16 protein-coding genes are annotated in these 19,847 nt (G+C 59.0%); 5 read left to right on the forward strand and 11 right to left on the reverse strand.

The window, feature by feature from the left end; genetic code table 11:
- Positions 1 to 4 precede the first annotated feature (4 nt).
- A complete protein-coding gene (locus AR456_RS15270) occupies positions 5 to 1,003 on the reverse strand; it encodes a 1-phosphofructokinase family hexose kinase (protein ID WP_021818480.1) in 999 nt (332 codons plus the stop codon).
- A complete protein-coding gene (gene ptsP / locus AR456_RS15275) occupies positions 1,000 to 3,915 on the reverse strand; it encodes a phosphoenolpyruvate--protein phosphotransferase (protein ID WP_021818479.1) in 2,916 nt (971 codons plus the stop codon). Before ptsP ends, AR456_RS15270 begins: the two co-directional genes overlap by 4 nt.
- Positions 3,916 to 4,199: 284 nt before the next feature.
- On the opposite strand from ptsP, the gene cra reads away from it, so the two are divergent.
- Positions 4,200 to 5,183, forward strand: a complete 984-nt coding sequence (gene cra / locus AR456_RS15280) for a catabolite repressor/activator (protein WP_021818478.1) — start codon at positions 4,200 to 4,202, stop codon at positions 5,181 to 5,183.
- A 47-nt stretch (positions 5,184 to 5,230) separates the two neighbouring features.
- Here cra and AR456_RS15285 read toward each other — a convergent pair whose 3' ends face one another.
- The 5 genes from AR456_RS15285 to AR456_RS15305 all read right to left on the reverse strand — a co-directional run bounded on the left by AR456_RS15285 (position 5,231) and on the right by AR456_RS15305 (position 12,490).
- The gene (locus AR456_RS15285; RefSeq protein ID WP_236995515.1) at positions 5,231 to 7,450 is read right to left on the reverse strand and encodes a sensor histidine kinase; all 2,220 of its coding nucleotides are present in this window, start codon (positions 7,448 to 7,450) and stop codon (positions 5,231 to 5,233) included.
- An 86-nt stretch (positions 7,451 to 7,536) separates the two neighbouring features.
- The gene (locus tag AR456_RS15290; protein WP_021818476.1) at positions 7,537 to 8,046 is read right to left on the reverse strand and encodes a putative pterin-binding protein; all 510 of its coding nucleotides are present in this window, start codon (positions 8,044 to 8,046) and stop codon (positions 7,537 to 7,539) included.
- A gap of 200 nt (positions 8,047 to 8,246) precedes the next feature.
- Positions 8,247 to 8,675 carry a universal stress protein gene (locus AR456_RS15295; RefSeq protein ID WP_021818475.1) on the reverse strand — a complete coding sequence of 143 codons (429 nt, stop codon included), beginning with the start codon at positions 8,673 to 8,675 and terminating at the stop codon, positions 8,247 to 8,249.
- Between the two features lie 12 nt (positions 8,676 to 8,687).
- Entirely contained in the window at positions 8,688 to 11,282 is a 2,595-nt protein-coding gene (locus tag AR456_RS15300; protein ID WP_021818474.1) for a TRAP transporter permease, read from the reverse strand.
- Between the two features lie 227 nt (positions 11,283 to 11,509).
- On the reverse strand, positions 11,510 to 12,490 hold the full coding sequence (locus tag AR456_RS15305; RefSeq protein WP_021818473.1) for a TAXI family TRAP transporter solute-binding subunit: 981 nt from the start codon (positions 12,488 to 12,490) through the stop codon (positions 11,510 to 11,512).
- Between the two features lie 594 nt (positions 12,491 to 13,084).
- Between AR456_RS15305 and AR456_RS15310 the strand changes: the two genes are divergently transcribed.
- Positions 13,085 to 13,927, forward strand: a complete 843-nt coding sequence (locus AR456_RS15310) for a nitrilase-related carbon-nitrogen hydrolase (RefSeq protein WP_021818472.1) — start codon at positions 13,085 to 13,087, stop codon at positions 13,925 to 13,927.
- A 222-nt stretch (positions 13,928 to 14,149) separates the two neighbouring features.
- Positions 14,150 to 14,689, forward strand: a complete 540-nt coding sequence (locus AR456_RS15315) for a macro domain-containing protein (protein WP_021818471.1) — start codon at positions 14,150 to 14,152, stop codon at positions 14,687 to 14,689.
- A gap of 193 nt (positions 14,690 to 14,882) precedes the next feature.
- Here the strand turns inward: AR456_RS15315 and AR456_RS15320 are convergent, their stop codons facing one another.
- The 3 genes from AR456_RS15320 to AR456_RS15330 form a co-directional block, all read right to left on the reverse strand.
- Positions 14,883 to 16,178: a TRAP transporter large permease gene (locus tag AR456_RS15320; RefSeq protein ID WP_021818470.1), complete on the reverse strand. Its 1,296-nt coding sequence runs from the start codon at positions 16,176 to 16,178 to the stop codon at positions 14,883 to 14,885.
- A complete protein-coding gene (locus AR456_RS15325; protein ID WP_021818469.1) occupies positions 16,168 to 16,644 on the reverse strand; it encodes a TRAP transporter small permease in 477 nt (158 codons plus the stop codon). The genes AR456_RS15320 and AR456_RS15325 overlap by 11 nt, the downstream gene beginning before the upstream one ends.
- 87 nt (positions 16,645 to 16,731) lie before the next feature.
- Positions 16,732 to 17,745 (reverse strand): DctP family TRAP transporter solute-binding subunit, encoded by a 1,014-nt coding sequence (locus AR456_RS15330; protein ID WP_021818468.1) that lies wholly within the window; start codon positions 17,743 to 17,745, stop codon positions 16,732 to 16,734.
- Between the two features lie 259 nt (positions 17,746 to 18,004).
- Between AR456_RS15330 and AR456_RS15335 the strand changes: the two genes are divergently transcribed.
- Entirely contained in the window at positions 18,005 to 18,763 is a 759-nt protein-coding gene (locus AR456_RS15335; RefSeq protein ID WP_021818467.1) for an outer membrane protein OmpK, read from the forward strand.
- Positions 18,764 to 18,882: 119 nt separating this feature from the next.
- On the opposite strand, the gene AR456_RS15340 is transcribed toward AR456_RS15335, so the two are convergent.
- The gene (locus AR456_RS15340) at positions 18,883 to 19,245 is read right to left on the reverse strand and encodes a RidA family protein (RefSeq protein ID WP_021818466.1); all 363 of its coding nucleotides are present in this window, start codon (positions 19,243 to 19,245) and stop codon (positions 18,883 to 18,885) included.
- 238 nt (positions 19,246 to 19,483) lie between these two features.
- Here AR456_RS15340 and AR456_RS15345 point away from each other — a divergent pair, with 238 nt between their 5' ends.
- The gene (locus AR456_RS15345; protein WP_031207508.1) at positions 19,484 to 19,765 is read left to right on the forward strand and encodes a BufA1 family periplasmic bufferin-type metallophore; all 282 of its coding nucleotides are present in this window, start codon (positions 19,484 to 19,486) and stop codon (positions 19,763 to 19,765) included.
- Positions 19,766 to 19,847 lie beyond the last annotated feature (82 nt).

The following is a 19,847-nucleotide window of genomic DNA, read 5'->3' on the forward strand; positions in this document are numbered from 1 at the left end:
GTGCTCATACAAATGCTCCCCCGGTGGCGGCATCGCTGAGACGACGCACCCTGGTATGCTCAAGAAGATGGTGAAAATCGTTGGCGTGAATATCGCCGACGCCGGGATGACGGACCGCCTCAGCGGACAGCGCTGTGGCCAGCCGCAAGCCATCCTCTGGTGACATATCGGTCAATACGGCATGCAGCATGGCGGCAAATAGGGTGTCACCGGCACACACGGTATTGGTCACCTTGACTTCGGGTGGCCGGGAATCCCATCTGCCGTGACGAGCAAGCCACAGCACCCCCTGTGCACCTAACGACACCAGTGTGTGGGCCAGCCCGCCGTGGTCGTGGCCGCGATCCGACAGCGCCTGCGCCGCACAAGACGTGGCATCGTCGTCCAGCAGTGGCGTTGCCGCCCACTCGCTCAGCTCCTCGCGGTTGGGTTTGACCGCCGAGGCCCCGGCTTCAACGGCAGCGGCCAGTGCATCGCCACTGGTATCTACCCATACCGGCAGATCATGTTGACGGATGCAACGAATCAGCTCCGCCAGGGCCTCAACGGCAACACCCGGCGGTAGGCTACCGCCGATCATCACCGCATCCGGCCGACGCAGTGGTGATTGCAGTTGCTGCTCGACTCGCTTGATCAGGTCGTCCCAGCTCCGCTGGTCAATCGCCAGACCCGGCGCATTGATATCCGTGACCCGCCCCTCTGCCTCGGACAGCTTGGTATTGATGCGCGTGGCGCCGGGCAGACGCAGGAAGTCATCCTCAACCCCAAGCGCGGCAAAAGCCTCGATGAAGGGTGCCTCGTTATCGATGCCCAGAAAGCCGCTGACGGTGACCTGATGGCCTAGTGACACCAATACTCGGGCCATATTGACGCCCTTGCCAGCCGCCATCATCTGCATGGAAGTCGCACGATTGACGGTACCTGGTTGCAGGCTGTCGAGCGCCACACTGAGGTCGATGGCCGGATTGGGCGAGATCGTCAGAACCTTGCAGGAGCGGCTCATCCTTGCGCCTCCGATGCACCTGTCTCCGATGCACCTGTCTCCAGAGCACTTGTCTCCAGAGCATCGCGAACCGCCTCAGCGGTCGGCTGCTGAAGTGCCAGCTGCGCCTGACGGCGAGCGTCATCCATGCTCACTCCGCGTAGATGCATCTTGACCATCGGCACCTGGCGAGCACTGACCGACAGCTCATCGACGCCCAAACCGGCCAACACCGGCACGGCCTGACGATCACTGGCCAGCTCACCGCATACCCCTACCCATTTGCCATGGGCATGGGCGGCCTGAACGGTCATCTCGATCAAGCGCAACACCGCCGGATGCAGGCCATCGGATTGCGCCGAAAGCTGCGGATGGCCGCGATCGATGGCGAGGGTGTATTGAGTCAGATCATTGGTGCCCACCGAAAAGAAATCGACTTCACTGGCCAGGCTCGGCGCCAGCAGGGCACTGGAGGGAATCTCGATCATCACCCCCAATTGCAACGCCTCATGATCATACTCGACGCCCAGCTCGGCCAGCACTTCATCGAACAGTCGACGCGCAGCACGGAACTCGGCAACGTCCTTGACCATCGGCAGCATGATGCGCAGAGGCCTGCCATCAGCGGCCTTGACCAGCGCCGTGAACTGATCACGCAATACCCGGGGTCGCGTCAACGCCAGGCGAATACCACGCAGTCCGAGGAAGGGGTTATCCTCCTGAGGAAGCGGCCAGTACGACAGCGGTTTGTCACCGCCCACATCCAGGCTGCGCGCCACCAGCGGGCGGCCATCCAACGCATCCATTGCCTCGCGGTACAGTGCCTCCTGGGTAGCCACGTCCGGCATATCCGCCTGGGCCATGAACAGAAACTCGGTACGCAGCAGTCCGACGCCCTCAGCTCCCCGGGATACCGCGTCCAGCGCATGGGCGGTATTACCGAGATTGGCCGCAACTTCAATGCGTGTTCCGTCCGCGGTCATGGCAGGTTCAAAACGTGCCTCCCAGGCCTCCCGGGCCAGGCTGTCACGCTGCTCCATCTGAACCACGAAGCGCTGTCGGCGCTCCTGCGAGGCTCCCACCACCACTCGGCCACTCTCGCCGTTGAGTAACAGTTCGTCGCCATCCCTCAGTGCCAGCACACCGCTCCCGGCGCCGACCACCGCCGGGATCCCCAGCGCTCGAGCCAGAATCGCGCTATGCGCAGTCGCCCCACCGCGCGCGGTCAGGATGCCGCGTACCCGCTGGGTATCAAGGCGCGCTACATCGGACGGACCGATATCATCCGTGACCAGCACATACGGAGTCTCGGGAGGTTCCGGCAGACGCACGTCACAGAGCACACCCAACACGCGACGACCAACATCGCGCAGATCGGCGGCACGCTCGGCCAGCAGGCGATCCGCCAGCTGCTCCTGGGCACTCGCTGCCGCATCAATGGCACGCCACCAGGCGGCCTCGGCGGAAAGCCCTTCCTGAATGCCCTCCGACGCCGCCTGCTCGAGCTCAGGATCGGACAGCATCTCCTCATGCATCGACAGAATCGCTGCGACTTCGCCGCCAGCAGTGCCGGCAACCAGATGCTTGAGCTGGGAGGCCCCGGCAGCAATCGCCCCACGTAACCGCTGTCGCTCATGTCCCGCATCGGTGGCGGTCTCGGAATACTCGAACGAGGGGGTACGCAGTACGAACACTGGAGCTACTGCCAATCCCGGCGATGCCGCCACTGCGGTAAAGGGCGTGTCGGCCGCGGGCGCTTCGGCGATATCGGGTTCCTCATCCATGCGCTGCGGGGAGCGGTGAGACTCATCGAAAGCCACGACCTCTTCTCCAAGCCCCTCTGTGAAGGCCGCAGCCAACACTTCCAACGCCTGCTCGACACCATCGCCACGCGCGGACAACACCAACTGCTGTCCACGCCGAGCACCCAGTCCGATGACCTTGGTCAGCGATGTTGCCGATACCGGCTGACCACCGCCATCCGCGAGACGTAGCTGGATCGGCAGCGCCAGTTCACGCGCCTTCTGCACCAGCACCTTGGCCGGTCTGGCATGCAAACCATGGGCGTTGAGTACCCGTACCTTGCGGCTGGCAGTATCGGCGGATTCGCCAGCCAACCGCGCCAACAGAGTATCGCTATCCAACTCACGCAATGAACCTGACTGGTCGTCTTCGAGAAGCGCGATAACCGCGTCGAGCAAGGGCCGGCTGGCCTCGCCCTGAGTGGCGAGACAGAGTACTGCCTCCACCGCCTGTTGCTGATGCTGTAGCGCAGAGCCTGGTGTCACCAGCGACAATGCCGGTGTAACAACCCCCTGGTCCGAGCTGAACAGCCAGAGCCCGCGCCCGAGAAACGTGGCCTGCTGCTTCACCAGACTGGCAATGAACTCGGCCTCCACCAGTCCCTCTCGACGCAGACGTTGGGCACCGGCAACGCCCAGCTCAAGCAGATCCTCACCAGCATGCGCCAGACACAGAGTCTCGCGATCCAGGCGCGGCTGAATCACCGGCTTCGACAGCAGCTCGGCGACGCCTTCAGCGGTATCTGCCTCAGCGAGGCGCTGAGCCACGCCTTCCTGGTCGAGAACATGGGTCAGGCTGCGCAGGATATCCAGATGTTCATCACTCTGCGCGGCGATGGTGACCAACACGTACACTCGATTGCCATCGTGCCATTCCACGCCCTCGGGAAATTGCAGCACACGAACACCGGTGTTGTTCACCGCATCACGGCTGGCTGGGGTGCCGTGAGGAATGGCGATACCGTTGCCCAGCCAGGTCGAGGACTGTGACTCACGGTCGAGAAGCCCCTGACGATAGCCCTGCTCCACCAACCCGGCGCTGCTGAGGGTGTCGAAGGCTGCATCAAGCGCCTGTTGCCATGAACTGGCTGTGCAGGCCAGCCGGATATCTTCAGCACGTAGCGTCAGCATGGATGGATCTCCTGGCGGTTGCCAAATCGAATTGCTGAATCGTGTCACTAAACATGTTATCAATGCTGGTACGATTCAGCTGCATTGGCAAGAACCTTCTGTTACAACTTTCGCAGGGTAGCCATCAATCCATCGCTCAATAGCCCCGCCATTCGGCAAGATAGTAGAATGCCGAGCGGAAACTCGGTGAAGCCCTCGCCCACCCCGCTGATCACAGGACATCCGATGACACGCCCGATGACCAACGCTCATGCGCGCCGCCACAACGCGACCGGAGCATGCTCATGACGCTTGCCGAAATCGCCCGACTGGCGGGAGTATCGCGAACTACCGCCAGCTATATCGTCAACGGCAAGGCACGTGAAAGGCGCATCCGCGAGGAAACCGTGGAGCGAGTCATGGCGGTGGTGCGTGAACACGGCTATCGAGTCGATGCTCAGGCCGCCGCGCTGCGTCGTGGCTCGAGCCGCATTCTCGGTCTGATCGTTCCGGACCTGGAAAACTCGAGTTATGCCCGGCTGGCCAAACACCTCGAACGTGGTGCACGCCAACATGGCTACCAACTGCTGATCGTCGGTTCCGATGACCGCTCCGACAGCGAACGAGAGTTGGCTCTGTCACTGCGTGCCCAGCGCTGTGAGGCGCTGATCACTGCCAGTTGCCTCCCCTCCGACGATCCCTTCTACCTGGAATTGATGAATGATGGCCTGCCGGTTATCGGTGTTGACCGAGGGCTGGCACCGCAGCACTTCGCCAGTGTGGTCAGCAATGATGCAGACGCGGCCCGGGAGCTTACTGCTTCCGTCGTCGAAGACTCGCGGATCAAGCGCGTGCTGTGGATGGATGCGGTCCCCCACCTATCGATCAGCATGGAGCGACGCGCCGGTTTCAAGGCAGCGGTGGCCAATCGGGATCTCCACTGCAGCATAATCAGTGCTGAACGCTATGATCGTGAACAGGGCGCAGCATTGTTTGCCGAGTATCTGGAGCAAGATGGTCTGCCCGATGCGCTGGTCGCGGCCTCTTACACGCTACTGGAGGGAGTACTGGACACCCTGTTGGCAAACGGCGGCCTGCCCGAGCAGTTGGCCATGGCCAGCTTCGGTGACAATCGCCTGCTGGATTTCCTGCCAGTGCCGATCAACTCGATCGTTCAGGATCACGAAACCATTGCCCGCCAGGCCCTGGAACTGGCTTTGGGCGCCACCCGTGGTAACTATCACCCGCACCTGGTGGTGGTACCTCGCCATCCGCGTTGGCGGAGATGATCCTGTGATTCGCCTGAGGAGACACTGGACCGGACTCAGACTGCCCATCAACTGAGGGGCTGATGAGTGAAAGCCAGATCAAAGGCTACCCGGGTTTCCTCGAAAACCTGACGCAGCCGCTCCACCAATTCACTCAGCTCCGCAGGTGAGTGCTCCCGAGAGCGTGATTCGATCAGCGCCGCCAGCGCCGCTACAGCTTCAGCGCCAACTCCGGCCGACTCGCCCTTGAGCTGGTGCGCGAGACGGCGAACCAGGTCACTGTCCTCGCGACCAATCGCTACCTGAATCGCCTGCAGGCGATCCTCAACCTGCTCACGAAAAAGATCAACCAGCATCAGGCAACGTTCATCACCGAGACTGCCACGCAGCGACTCCAGCGTCTCATCACTCAGCAGATTGCTGGCTCGGTAGCCGGGCTCCACGACGACCGGCAATACTCGACGGCATTCCCCCAACAGATAGCGCCGCAGTGCTTCGGTCAGGTTTCCGGTCAGTAGCGGTTTGGTGAGATAGCCATCCATTCCGGCTTCCTGGCATTCGGTTTGGTCATGGGTTGCACCGCCGGCGGTCATTGCCAGAATCGCCACCTCCGAACGCCAGTCATCATGGCTGCGCAGACGACGAGTCACCTCACGACCATCGATATCCGGCATCTGGATATCCATGAGGATAAGGTCGAAACGCCGTTCCTCGCAGAGTGATAGAGCATCATGGCCCGATACCGCCAATGTGGCCTTGCAACCAATACGCTCAAGCATGGCCATGGCAACTTCCTGATTGACCGGGTTGTCCTCGACCACCAATAATCTGGCCTCGGCCAGCTCCTTGAGATACGCCTGGGGCAACGCTGCCTCGGCGGCTTCATCCCCGGCCTCGCTGCAGGTTCGCAACGGCAACTCGAACCAGAAGCGACTACCCAGCCCCACCTGACTCTCGACGCCGATAGTACCGCTCATCGCCTCAACCAGACGCTTGCAGATCGCCAGGCCCAGTCCCGAGCCACCATACTGGCGAGCAATAGTAGGGTCGCCCTGACGGAACGGCTCGAACAACTGGCTGATCTGAGCCTTTTCTATTCCCTGACCGGTGTCAACTACCTCGAACAGCATCTTCTGGCGGGCCCCAACCTGCACTGACAAGCGCACCACACCCTCATCGGTGAACTTGATGGCATTGGTCAGCAGGTTGAGCAACACCTGACGCAAGCGCCCTGGATCCCCCTGGACCCGCTCCGGCAATTTCGGGTCGAGATAGGCAACCAGACGTATACCACTGGCCTCGGCCCGAGGCATGAACAACGCCATGGCATCCCTGATCAATGCCACGAGGTCCACCGGCTGTACATCGAGATCCATGCGCCCGGCCTCGATCTTCGAGAAGTCGAGAATGTCATCGATCATGCTCATCAACTGACGAGCGCTGTGGTGAATGGTGTCGGAGTAACGGCCAGCAGGATCCGGTAATGGCAGGTCGCGCATCAGTTCACTCATGCCGATGACGCCATTGAGCGGCGTCCGAATTTCATGGCTGACTGTCGCCAGAAAGTCGGATTTGGCCTGACTCGCCGATTGCGCCCGCCGAGCACTGACTTCCAGTTCATCGCTGAGGGTTTCCAGTGCCTTGCGCGATGCCTCATTGTCACGCGCTTCGCGCAGCAGCATCATCAGCATCACGCCACCGGCAGCACTCATACCGAGTATCAGCAACATCAGCAGCATATAAAGCTGCTGCAGACGTAGGCGGTCCTCCGTTGCGACACGAGCAAGATTCTCGTTGGTGGCAATCAACAACTGCTCACTGGTCGAGCTCAATTGCACAAGGCGGTGGTCGAGCAGTGAAATGGCATCAGTACCCAGGCGCTCCGTCGAGGACAGCAGTGCATCAAGGTCGGCCAACTGGCGCTCGATATCGTCCAGCTTCTGCCGTGTACCGGGCACCATATTGATCACCCGGATGATATTGCTGCCATGGATGATATTGATGCGACTGTAGAGCAGCTCGAAGCTCAGGCGTACGTCGCTCAGGGCATCATGGGTAGAAGAGTCAATGGACAGGACCTGACTACGCAGTTGAACCACATCACGATCAAGCTTGTAGGCGTGCCAGGCAGCATCCTCGGCGACATTATGCGCGAGGCTATCCTGACGCCAGACCACCAGTCCCATGACCACCATCGCCGCAGCAAAGAATGCCAGTGCAGCCCCTGCACTGACCTTCAGCCGTAACGGATAGGTGTTCAACCACAGCACCAGAGGCCGGATTTTCAACACAAATGAGCCATCCTCTTCCTGACAGCGATCAGCAATGCCACCAGAGGTAGCTCGACATCACCATCAACACACAAGACATTACGTTACAGCACCTTGATCTGATTGACCTGCCAAACCGAGCGAAACTGGATTGCCTCATTCTTCAGTTCGGGGTGATCGTCAAAGGGATAGAGCACGAACAAGGGGCCAAAATGGCGGATCGTCATCTGCTCGCCATTGCGCTTCATGGCCAGTATCACATCATAGTTCTCGGTATCACTGACCGGGAGTTCGGCGAAAAAATCATTCAACGCATGAATTTCCACCATGTCCGACTCGGCGCCTGCCATTTCCAGCACACTTCGCAGCAGCGGCCCCTCGAAGCGACTGGGCTTTCGATGCCATGGCGTGTCAGTCACGATGGTGTGCCACGGCAGTTCCTTCAACATCTCACGGTCCAGCCACAACTCACCGCCGACATTGGTATGGTGGATGTTGCCCGTCACCTTGAGCAATACCGGCCCCTTGGGGGGTGCAATGGCTGCCATGGCCGGAGACATCAGCAACATCAATGCCGCTGCGAGGATGACCTGTCGTATGCATCGCGCCCGCATGTATTCTCCTGTTGCTGGTCGATCTGTGGCATAGGTTACTGGATTCGGGGGTAGAACTGGGGCTGCGAACACACTGTTCGACAGGAGGGCGCCTTCTGCCCCACTGTTCAATACAACCAGCAGGCAGGGCAGAAACCACAGAAACAGATAGCCCCCTCACCCATTGGGCAAGGAGGCTGGCCGGGTAACGCCGAAGCGTATCAGCGCACGATCATCACCGACTGCTTGCTGTGATGAACCACATGCTCGGCATTGGGGCCAATCACATAGTCGGCGAGCTTACGTTTCGTGTGCGAAGCCATGACGATCAGATCGGCATTGATCCGCTTTCCCGCCTTGATGATGGCCTCCCACGGGGAGCCATCGACTACCGTAGCCTGCACTTCAATATCATCCGGCACATGTTCCGCAACGAACCGTTGTTGAACCTCCTTCAGGCCATTGCGAGCCTTCTCGGCAAAGTCAGACGGAAAGTAGGATCCCACCATCGGCATCCGATAATCCGGCAACACCGTAATGATCTGCAGTGACGCTCCGAAGGTCCGGCACAACGTCAACGCGACCGGCAATGCCTTCTCCCATGAAGCCTCTTCATTGAGGTCGACGGGCAACAGAATCCTGTTGTACATGACGCTCACTCCTCAGGCGGTAGCCTCGGTGATCTGCCTGGCGCGACGGCGCCGCTGCATCAATACCACCAGACCGAATACCAGCAGTGCCGGGAACCACATGAACTCCTTCCGCCAACTATCCACTGGCGCCAGTACCGTGACGATCTCCTGGTCGAAGTCAAAGCCAAGCTTCTGTGCCTCACTTCCGTAGGTCACCAGGTCGACGATGGTCTTGCCATCTCTTTCTACCAGTTCCATACCGAGGTTCAGGAAGCGCTCCTCACCCGTTTCTCCCTCCGGTATCGGCATCGTCATCCAGGTCGTCAACGGCTTTCCGAACGCATCCAGACCGCTGATCTGTACACGCAGATTACTGTCTCGCTCCACATCTCCCAGTGCCTGCTCGAATTGCGAGGGCGGAATGCTGCGGTAGGGGTCATGAATCTTGTCCATCCAGAAGCCAGGACGGAACAGAGTGAAGGCGACCAGCAACAACAGAATGGTTTCGTACCAACGGTTGCGCGTCAGCATGAAGCCCTGAGTTGCCGCGGCAAAGATCAGCATGGCGACTGTCGCCACGATAAAGACCACGACCCCCTGCAACGGTGTGACATCAATCAGCAACAGATCAGTATTGAAGATGAACAGGAACGGCAGTGCCGCAGTACGCAGACTGTAGTAGAACGCCTGGAAACCAGTGCGAATCGGATCACCATTGGAGATCGCCGCCGCCGCAAAGGAGGCAAGCCCCACCGGCGGTGTCACGTCAGCCATGATACCGAAGTAGAAGACGAACAGGTGGATAGCGATCAATGGTACCAATAGTCCATTCTGCTCACCCAACTGAACAATGACCGGCGCCAGCAACGCTGAGACCACGATGTAGTTGGCGGTAGTCGGTAACCCCATACCGAGGATCAGACTGAGCACTGCGGTCAACAGCAGGATCAGCATCAGGTTGCCCATCGACAGGATCTCGACCATGTCCGCCAGCACCAGGCCAACCCCGGTCTGCGACACCGCACCCACGATGATACCGGCGGTCGCGGTAGCGATACCGATACCGATCATGTTGCGTGCACCACTGACCAGACCTACCCACAGGTCCATGGCTCCCTCGCGCAAATCAGCTGCCAGATTGCTGCGTCCGCGGAAGGCATGCATGATCGGACGCTGTGTCAACATGATGATGATCATCAATACCGTGGCCCAGAATGCCGAAAGGCCGGGTGACAGGCGCTCGACCATCAAACACCAGACCAGTACCACAACCGGCAGGATGTAGTGCAGCCCGACCATGACGGTCGGCCGAGTCTGAGGCAACTTGAAGATCGGGGTATTGGGGTCATCCAACTCGAGCTCGGGATAACCGGAGCCCAATGCCAGCAAGCCTACGTAGACTGCAGCCAGTACCACTGCCGCAACCCAGGGCGTTGCATCACCAAGGATCGGCTTGAGCCAACCCAGACCGTAGTAGACCACCAGCGCGGTGATCATCACCAACAGCAGGCCAGCAAGGAAGCCAATCGCCTTGCGCACCAGCGGCTTGGGCGGGTTGGCCGATTCCAGCCCCTGCATATTGGCCTTGAGCGCCTCGAGATGAACGATGTAGATCAGCGCGATATAGGAAATCAGCGCCGGCAGGAAGGCATGCTTGATGACCTCAACGTAGGAAATCCCCACGTACTCGACCATCAGGAAGGCTGCCGCACCCATGACCGGCGGCATGATCTGCCCGTTGACCGAGGATGACACTTCAACCGCACCCGCTTTCTCGGAGGAGAAGCCGACACGCTTCATCATTGGAATGGTGAAGGTACCCGTGGTTACGGTGTTGGCAATCGATGAGCCGGAAATCAGACCAGTGAGGCCCGATGCCACCACTGCGGCCTTGGCCGGACCACCGCGATAATGACCCAGCAACGAGAACGCGACCTTGATGAAATAGTTACCCGCGCCCGCCTTGTCGAGCAAGGCACCGAACAATACAAACAGGAATACAAAACTGGTGGAGACCCCCAGCGCGATGCCAAACACCCCTTGGGTAGTCAGCCACTGGTGATTGACGAGGCCCTGCAGGCTTACGCCGCGGTGGGCAAGGATACCGGGCATCCATGGGCCGGCCAGAGAATAGATGATGAATATCGAAGCAATGATAGTCAGCGGCGGGCCCAGGGCACGGCGTGTCGCCTCGAGCAACAGCAACAGACCGATGATACCGACCACCACGTCCTGCATGATCGGAGCGCCAGGGCGTGCCGATAACTGCTCGTAGAAAGTGAAGAGATAAGCACCGGCACTGGCAGCGACAATCGCCATGATCCAATCCTGAATAGGAATACGGTCACGCGGCGAACGCTTGGTAGCCGGATAGGCCATGAAGGCCAGAAACAGAGCAAAGGCCAGATGGATCGAGCGTGCTTCCGTGGCATTGAAGACACCAAAGCCGATAATGAACGGCAGAGGAGAGGCCACCCACAGCTGGAACAGCGACCATGCCGCCGCTATGCCAACCAGCAACTTGCCCGGAAAACCCTCGGGATTGCGGGCCCCGGAGTCGCTGGATGCGACCATATCCTCGAGGTCCACACTGGACCCCGCGGCTTTCTGTTTGTCCTCAGTCATAAGCAAGCCCTGTCTGAAGAAGATTGATGAACGTGCTGAGGCCTTCCAACATCCCCACACCTTTTACTATATGACGCCCCAGCGAAACTGCACGGCGTTACGACGGGGCAGGATTATGCAGCAATCCATCCAGCCAGGCATTACTCCTCGCCCACAACGCACTGCGCGGCCGCCCTCCTGGGGACCGCGCAGTATGAGTCATGCCACTTGATGCAGCTTCGAGCGTATTACTCGATCCAGCCCTGCTCACGATAGTAGCGAGCGGCACCTTCATGCAGCGGAGCTGACAGGCCGTCGGCGACCATTTCTTCCGGCTTGAGGTTGGCAAAAGCCGGGTGCAGACGCTTGAAACGATCAAAGTTATCGAAGACCGCCTTGACGGCTTCGTAGACCAGATCTTCATCGGCATCGGCAGATGTCACGAACGTGGCGGCAACACCGAAGGTCTCGACATCCTCGTCGTTACCCTTGTACATACCACCGGGAATAACCGACATGGAATAGTACGGGTACTCTTCGACCAACGACTTGACGGTGTCATCGTTGAGCGGAACCAGGTGGGAATCCACAGTAGTGGTGGCTTCCTGGATGGCCCCGTTGGGGTGGCCCACGACATAGGCCATGGCGTCGATGTTGTTATCGGCCAGAGCGGAGGCCATTTCAGCGGCATCAAGCTGTGAGGCCAGAGAGAAGGAATCCTGCGTCCAACCCTTGGCATCCATCACCACTTCCATGGTGTTGCGCTGACCGGAGCCCGGGTTACCGATGTTGACGCGCTTGCCTTCCAGATCATCCAGCGTCTCGATACCGGAATCAGCACGCGCCAGAATGGTCAGCGGCTCGCCATGCACCTTGAACACAGCACGTAGGTCTTCGTAGGCATTGCCTTCGAAGTTGCCGGTACCGTTGTATGCCTGATATTGCACATCGGATTGTGCAACACCCATGGTGTATTCACCGCCACGAATACCATTGACGTTGGCAACAGAACCACCGGTAGAGGGGGCATTACAGCGGATGCCAGTCTCTTCTGCATTCTGGTTGACGAAGCGGCAGATGGACTGACCCACTACGTAGTAGACCCCCGTCTGTCCACCGGTACCGATCGTGATGAACTTTTCTTCCTGGGCCATAGCCGGAGACGCAAACATGGCGGCTCCAAGAATGGCGCCGGAGACAGCGGCGGCAGAGAACGCATGGCGCTTCATGGTTATACCTCTTTATTCTGGATTCTCGATATTGTAACGGGACGATCCCCTGCTGACTTCCCTGGCGGGTGGTGCAGCGTCCACATCATGCTACTTGCAGCGCGAAAATTACCTGAATGATTCAATAACTTCCAGCTACGCCATCAGTGTAGATGGAATAATCGACCACAGGACATCAATTTGTCTCGCCACTGCGCACGATTCGGCACATATGCGCATCGGGAAAACAGGGAATGGGTCTGCTACCCGGTCCCGTCCTCTGAATGAGCATAGACACTCCCGGCCATCACGCTAGTTCTCCGATAGAGGCGCTCCTTTCCTGCAGCGAGAAATGCATTGTGATAACGGTTGGCGACTTCGATAACCTGATGCGCTGGAATGGCAGCTTGCTGTCCCCGAGTGTCGCCTTGATGGCTGTACCAGCAAAACGCGTCGCAACCTCCGCGATCCAGGCAGTGACGAGGACCCGATGACCAGGTATCGTTCACCGAGTGAACCGGCCCCCGGCCAATCCACCTGCAAATTCCGGAACTCAGCCTCTGGCCTGTGCCGGGAATCCTTCTCGCCCCCATCCGTCAATGGAGTCAGCTACGCATGCGTCATCAGGATTCGATCAAGGTAGCCGCCGCCCAGATCAACTGCGAGTTCGCCGACCTGGATGCCAACCTCGATCTTCATCTCGAGTACATCGACCAGGCAAAGGGTGAAGATGTCGAACTCCTGGTGTTCCCGGAACTGTCCCTGACCGGCTATGGTCTAGGCCCCAGGGTCATGGACGTCGCCATACCTCGCGAGGACCCGCGTCTCGAAACACTGGCTTCGGCCTGCGGGGACATGCAGGCAATAGTTGGCTTTGTCGAGGAAGCAAGCCCCGGCGAATACTACAACGCTCTGGCGATCCTGCAGTACGGTGAGGTTGTCGCGGTACACCGCAAGCTCAACCTACCGAGTTACGGTGGTCTGGAAGAAGGCAAGTGGTTTACCCACGGCAACCAGCTGACCCATACAGATGTGAGACCAGGCTGGTCGAACACGCCGCTGATCTGCGCCGACATGTGGAACCCGGCGCTGGTCCACGCCGCACTGCTGGCACGCCCGACGCTGCTCTGCGCGCCCATCAACTCCGCCTCGGGCATTGTCAGCGAGGATTTTTCCAACGAGCAGAACTGGCACGTCAATGTGCGCTTCTACGCGATGACCTACGGCACTCCGGTGATCATGGTCAATCGCTACGGCGCCGAGAACGAAAGCCACTTCTGGGGCGGCTCCTGCATCCTCGGGCCTCGCGGGGAGTTTCTCGCTCGCGCCGAGGATGGTCAGATGTTGATCACGGCCACCCTGTCACGCAAGGCGATTGCCCGAGCCCGCTTCGAGCTTCCCACCCTTCGCGATGCCGATACTCCGTTGATCCGCGAATTGATGGCTGGTTATCGCTGACTCAGAGCGAAGCAGGCAGCGAGAGTCCCTGCCGCCTGGCTACACGCTATATTTCCTGTATCCCACCAGGATCCGCCCCTCTATCGCGCCACGAGAACCAACGTCTGCCTATTGAGGGGAGGTCAACCATGCAGAAAGTCCTCAATGGATATACTGATGACGCCAGCTGGCGGGCTGCTACGCTGATATCTGCGCCCCATGACAACTCCTGGAGAGTCCAGAATGCCCACAGTTCAGCATCCGCTGGTCGAGTGTGTCCAGGCGGATATTGCAGCACAGGAAGATATCGACGCCGTGGTCAATGCCGCCAATGCGCAGCTACAGACCGGTGGCGGCGTGGCTGGTGCGCTGCACCGTGCAGCCGGCCCCGAACTGGCCCGCGCCGGCGAGGCCCAGGCGCCGATCCGGCCCGGTCAGGCGGTGATCACAGCGGGCTTCAATCTGCCCAATACTCATGTCATTCACTGCCTTGGCCCGGTATATGGCATGGATGAGCCAAGTGCTGAGCTGCTTGCATCCTGCTACCGCCAGGCACTGGAACTCGCCGAACAGCACGGCATCCAGCGCATCGCCTTCCCCGCCCTGTCTACTGGCGCATTCGGTTATCCCATGGAAGAAGCCACGGAAATCGCCGTATCCACGGTGCTGACCAGCCTGGCCACATGCCCGAGCATACAACTGGTGCGTTTCGTGCTGTTCGACAAAGCCAGCCTGGCAGTACACCAGCGCTGGTTGGAACAGCTGACAGATGGAGAGAATTAAGAATCAAGAAGTAAGAAGTAAGAAGTCAGAAGTCAGAAGTCAGAAGTCAGAAGTCAGAAGTCAGAAGTCAGAAGTCAGAAGTCAGAAGTCAGAAGTCAGAAGTCAGAAGTCAGAATAGAGAGTCATCCCTCTTCCCTCTTCCCTCTTCCCTCTTCCCTCTTCCCTCTTCCCTCTTCCCTCTTCCCTCTTCCCCTTACACGTTATATCCCAACACCCGTGGCAGCCACAGTGCGATCTCGGGGAAGATTGCCACCAGTGCCAACGCCGTTGCCATGGCGGCGACAAACACCAGTGCCCAGCCAACCGTCTGCTCCAGTCGTATCTTCGCCACCTCGGTGGTCACCATCAGGTTGACCGCCACCGGAGGCGTGAACTGACCAATGGCGATATTCATCGCCAGCAGGATGCCAAACCACACTGGATTCCAGCCGAAGTGCTGCATCACCGGAATCAGGATCGGCATCATGATCAGATAGATCGAAATGGCATCCAGCAGCATGCCTGCGGCCAGCACCGCGAGCATGATCAACACCAGCAGCAATGCACCGTTATCCGATAGCCCGATCACCCACTCGGCCAGATGACGGAAGGTCCCCAGGGTGGTGCCCGCCCAGGCAAAGATCCCCGCCAACGCGATGATCAACATCACCACACCCGAGATCACTGCGGCCTCTCCCAACAGCTCCCAGAGGTCGCGCCAGTTCAGCTCGCGGGTCAATGCAAGACCGACGACCACGCCATAAGCCACCGCCACCACCGCAGCTTCGGTTGGCGTGAACAGGCCGCTACGTAAACCGCCGAGGATCAGAACCGGAGCGAAAAGCGCCGGGATCGCCTTGCGGAAACTTTCACCCAATGGCGGACGCTCCACATCATGTGGGTCTTCCCAGCCATAGCGACGCGCCAGCAGCCAGGCCGGTATCAGTAGCGACAGTCCAGCGAGGATGCCCGGGAACAGCCCAGCGGCGAACAACGCACGCAGGTCCACTCCCGGCACCACGATCGAGTACAGGATCAGCGCCACTGAAGGAGGGATCAGAATTGCGGTGGATGCCGAAGCAGCGATCAATGTCGCGGAGAATGGGCGCGGATAGCCTGCCTTCGTCATGCTCGGCAGCATGACCATGGCAACGGCGGCAGCATCCGCTGGACCAGAGCCGCTCATCCCGCCCATGATCATGCAGACCAGCACTGCTACCACGGCCAGGCCGCCATGACGCGGTCCGATCAGTGCCTGCGCAAAGCGCACCAGGCGTGCGGCAACTCCGGCACGCTCGAAGATCAGCCCAGTGAGAATAAACAATGGAATGGCGATCAGCGGATACTTGGCCACGCTGTTGTAGGTGTTGGTGCCCAGAGTGGCGAGCATATTGGGCGACAGCCCAACGAAGATTCCCACTGCCCCGGACAGACCAAGTGAAAAGGCCACCGGTACGCCAATCAACAGCAGCGCCAGGAAACTGAACAGCATCCATAGATCAGGCGTCATCGGCGAAGTCTCCCCGCAGGCGAGCCAGCGTCAACTGGCACTGGCGAAACAGCATCAATACCGACAATACCGGCAACCAGACCAGATACCACCACTGCGGCAGCCCCAACCCAGGTGACAGCGACTGCCACTGGTACTCCTGCCAGGCCATGCGCCCCCCGAACCAGGTGATCAAACCCAGCAGCACCACACCGCACAGCCCCTGGGCGATGATGAATATTGGACGCACTCGCGCCGGAACGGCCCGTTCGAGAAGTCCGATACGAATATGGCGATGAGTGCGCAGTGCCACCGAGGCGCCGGCAAAGGTCAGCAACACCAGCAGAAAGACCGAGAACTCTTCGGTAAAGGCGAAGGAGCCTCCGGTGATATAGCGCACTACCACGTTGCCGAGGCTGATCACACCGATGATCAGAATGGCCAGAGTGGCAAGCACGCGTTCAACAACAGCGTCAGGGCGTTTCATCAGGGATGTTTATTCTGCAGGGGGAAACAGGATACCGGCTCCTGTCGCAGGAGCCGGAGTCGATCAGAGTATCAATGCATCGTCAGTTCAGGGCGTACCGATATCACTGCGGGCAGCCTCAAGCACCTCTTCACCGATACGCGGAGCCCACTTGTCGTAAACACTCGCGGTGCCACTGACAAAAGCCTCGAGCTGTTCCTCGCTCAGTTCGGTTACGGTAACTCCACGCTCCTCGATGGCGGCCAGACGCTCGGCTTCCTGCTCGCGGGTCATCTCGATTTCCCAGGCACCGGCTTCAATGGCGGTCTCACGCAACAATGTCTTCTGATCGTCGGAGAGCGAGCCCCACACTTGCTGATTGGCGGCGAAGATCAGCGGGTCGTTCATGTAGTTCCAGAGAGTGACATAGCTCTGTCCGACCTGATCGATACGCGCAACATCGAATACCGACAGCGGATTTTCCTGACCGTCTACCGCCCCAGTGGTCAGCGCCGGTTTGGCATCAGCCCAGCTCATCTGAGTAGGGTTGGCGCCGAGCGCGGTGAAGGTGTCCTGGAACAGCGGCGAACCGACCACGCGAATCTTCAGTCCCTCGAGATCCGACGGTTCATCGATCACTCCACGCGAGTTGGACACCTGACGGAAGCCATTCTCCCCCCAGGCCAGCGGAACGACACCACGCGACTCAATTGCGTCGAACACCATTTCTCCTGCCGTGCCACCGGTAACGGCATCCACCGCCGCTTCATCAGGCATCAGGAACGGTAGTGAAAACAGGTTGAGTTCCGGCACCTGAGGGGACCAATTGATGGTCGACCCCACCGCCAGATCGATCAACCCGGAACGCATGGCTGAAAACTCACGAGTCTGATCACCACTGACCAACTGCGAGTTGGGATAGACACGCAGTGTCAGTTCACCACCGGAACGCTCTTCAACCAGATCGGCCCACTTCTGTGCCGCCTGTCCCCATGGAAAGGCATCGGAAAGCACAGTGGAAACGGATAGTTCGCGGGCCTCGACCGAGGTAGCCAGCGTCGCACCTACGAGCAACACACCCGCGATGGAAACAGACAGACGTGATGGGAGCCAGGCAGTCATGGCGTGTCCTTGCATTGTTGCCCCGTGATACCGAGGTCGTTGGAGAGTCCCTGAGTCTTGAGGGAATCGTTATTGGCAATGAGTCAGGGCTCAATATGCCTGCAAACCACTGCTGGTCACAAGACCCACCCTTTCACCAGCGCTGCAACCACTCAATGAATACAGGAACGCCAAACAATTGAGATCAATTTATTTGACAAGATGTATACATAAATCCAATACTTTGATCGCTAATACAAAAACAATGGAAAATATTTCTATGAAGAATATCCGTCTGTCACTGGTCGCAGGCGCGACCATGCTGGCCGCTCTTCCGGTCGCCGCAGCCCAATACAGCACTACCAAGGTTGAAGCCCTCTATGGGTGGGACTATCAGGATGAGGCCGATGCCGGCTTTCCCATCGACAACCCCCACCACAGCGTCCTGACATTCGCCAATGCCAGTGGCTGGAACTGGGGTGACAGCTTCTTCTTCATCGATCTCACCAACTACGATCAGAGCAGCGATGAGGAACAGGACTTCGGTAGCGCTCATGCCGAATGGATCGTACGCGGCAACCTCGGCGAGCTGTTCAACAGCGACCTGTCCTTCGGACCGGTCAAGGGCATCTACGCTGCCGCGCAACTCGACTTCGACCGCAACGCAACAACGCGCAAAACCGCGCATCTCGCGGGGTTGAGTATCGACCTCGACGTCCCGGGCCTGGATTTCTTCAAGGTTCATGCGCTGTATCGCAATGATGAGAGCGACGCCGCCGAAGGCAGCTCCGAGCAATATACTCTGGTGTGGTCTCGCACCTTCGAACTCGGCTCCGAGACCTTTTCCTTCGAAGGATTTCTCGACTACATCACCGAAGAAGGCGACCTGGCCGAACAGGTGCTGACCCAGCCACAGCTGGTCTGGCACGCCACTGACAGCATCGGGCTGGGTATCGAGTACCAATACTGGCACAACAAGTTCGGCCTTGAAGGCACCGATGAGTCAGTACCTCAGGCAATGCTCAGGTGGACGTTCTAGGGTGAAGCCGTAAGCCGAAGCCGCGAGCCTCGAGCGGTCTAGTGCACCCGATGAGGTTCGCAGACAAGAGCCCGGGGTTCGGGGTTCAAGCTCGAGCGTAGCGTGCTCGTAGCTCGTGATTATTCTTCGCTGACCAACGCGGTAACCGTGATTTCGACGCGCAGTTCGTCCGCCGGCATCGGCGCGACCACACAAGTGCGAGCCGGTGCATGCCCTGCCGGCACCCAGGCATCCCAGACTTCATTCATGGCGGCAAAATCCGCTCCATCCTTGATATAGATGGTCGCACTGAGCATCTGCTCACGGCTGCTGTTGATGTCCTGGAGCAAGGCATCAACGCGAGCCAGCATGCTCTCGGTCTGTGCCTTGATGTCCCCCTGACGCGCCTCCGGGCCGGTCACCTGACCACACAGCCAGGCAACGCCATTGTGAATCACCGCACGGCTCATACGGGTCTGGGTGTCATGACGCTGGATGCTCATTCTCGATCTCCAAAGAAAGATTTATATACTGTATAAATACAAAAATGCAGAAACATCAGCCATAAAAAACATCAACTTCCGCACCAACTATGAAACTTCAACAAATATAACGAATTATTGCCTTAAATACATAGCCATCATCATCGAATTCCAATGTCAGGAATCCTTTCACGGGTCGACACAAGAGAGGCAGCACATGACGAGCTGCTTCACTTTAGTGACCATGAGGATCTACCACATGAAACGTTCAATGATGATGGCCGCCGTACTGTCCACAGCCATGGCCCAGGCGGGAGTGGCTTCCAGTGCCTTTGCAGATGAGCATGAAGCCATGGAAAAGTGCTACGGCGTGTCCCTCGCCGGTGAGAATGACTGCAAGGCCGGTCCCGGCACCACCTGCGCAGGCACTTCCAGCGTCGATTACCAGGGCAACGCCTGGACACTGGTTCCTGAGGGTAGCTGCACCAGCATCGAGACTCCGCACGGCAACGGCAGTCTGAGCGAAATCGAGCGTCCTTGATCGCAAGCCGGTCGCCGCTGGTCACATCGTATGCCCAACACGATGTGACCAACGCCTGTCTTTCTTCGATGCTGGAATTCCA

The organism is Halomonas huangheensis, from assembly GCF_001431725.1.
Lineage (GTDB): Bacteria > Pseudomonadota > Gammaproteobacteria > Pseudomonadales > Halomonadaceae > Halomonas > Halomonas huangheensis.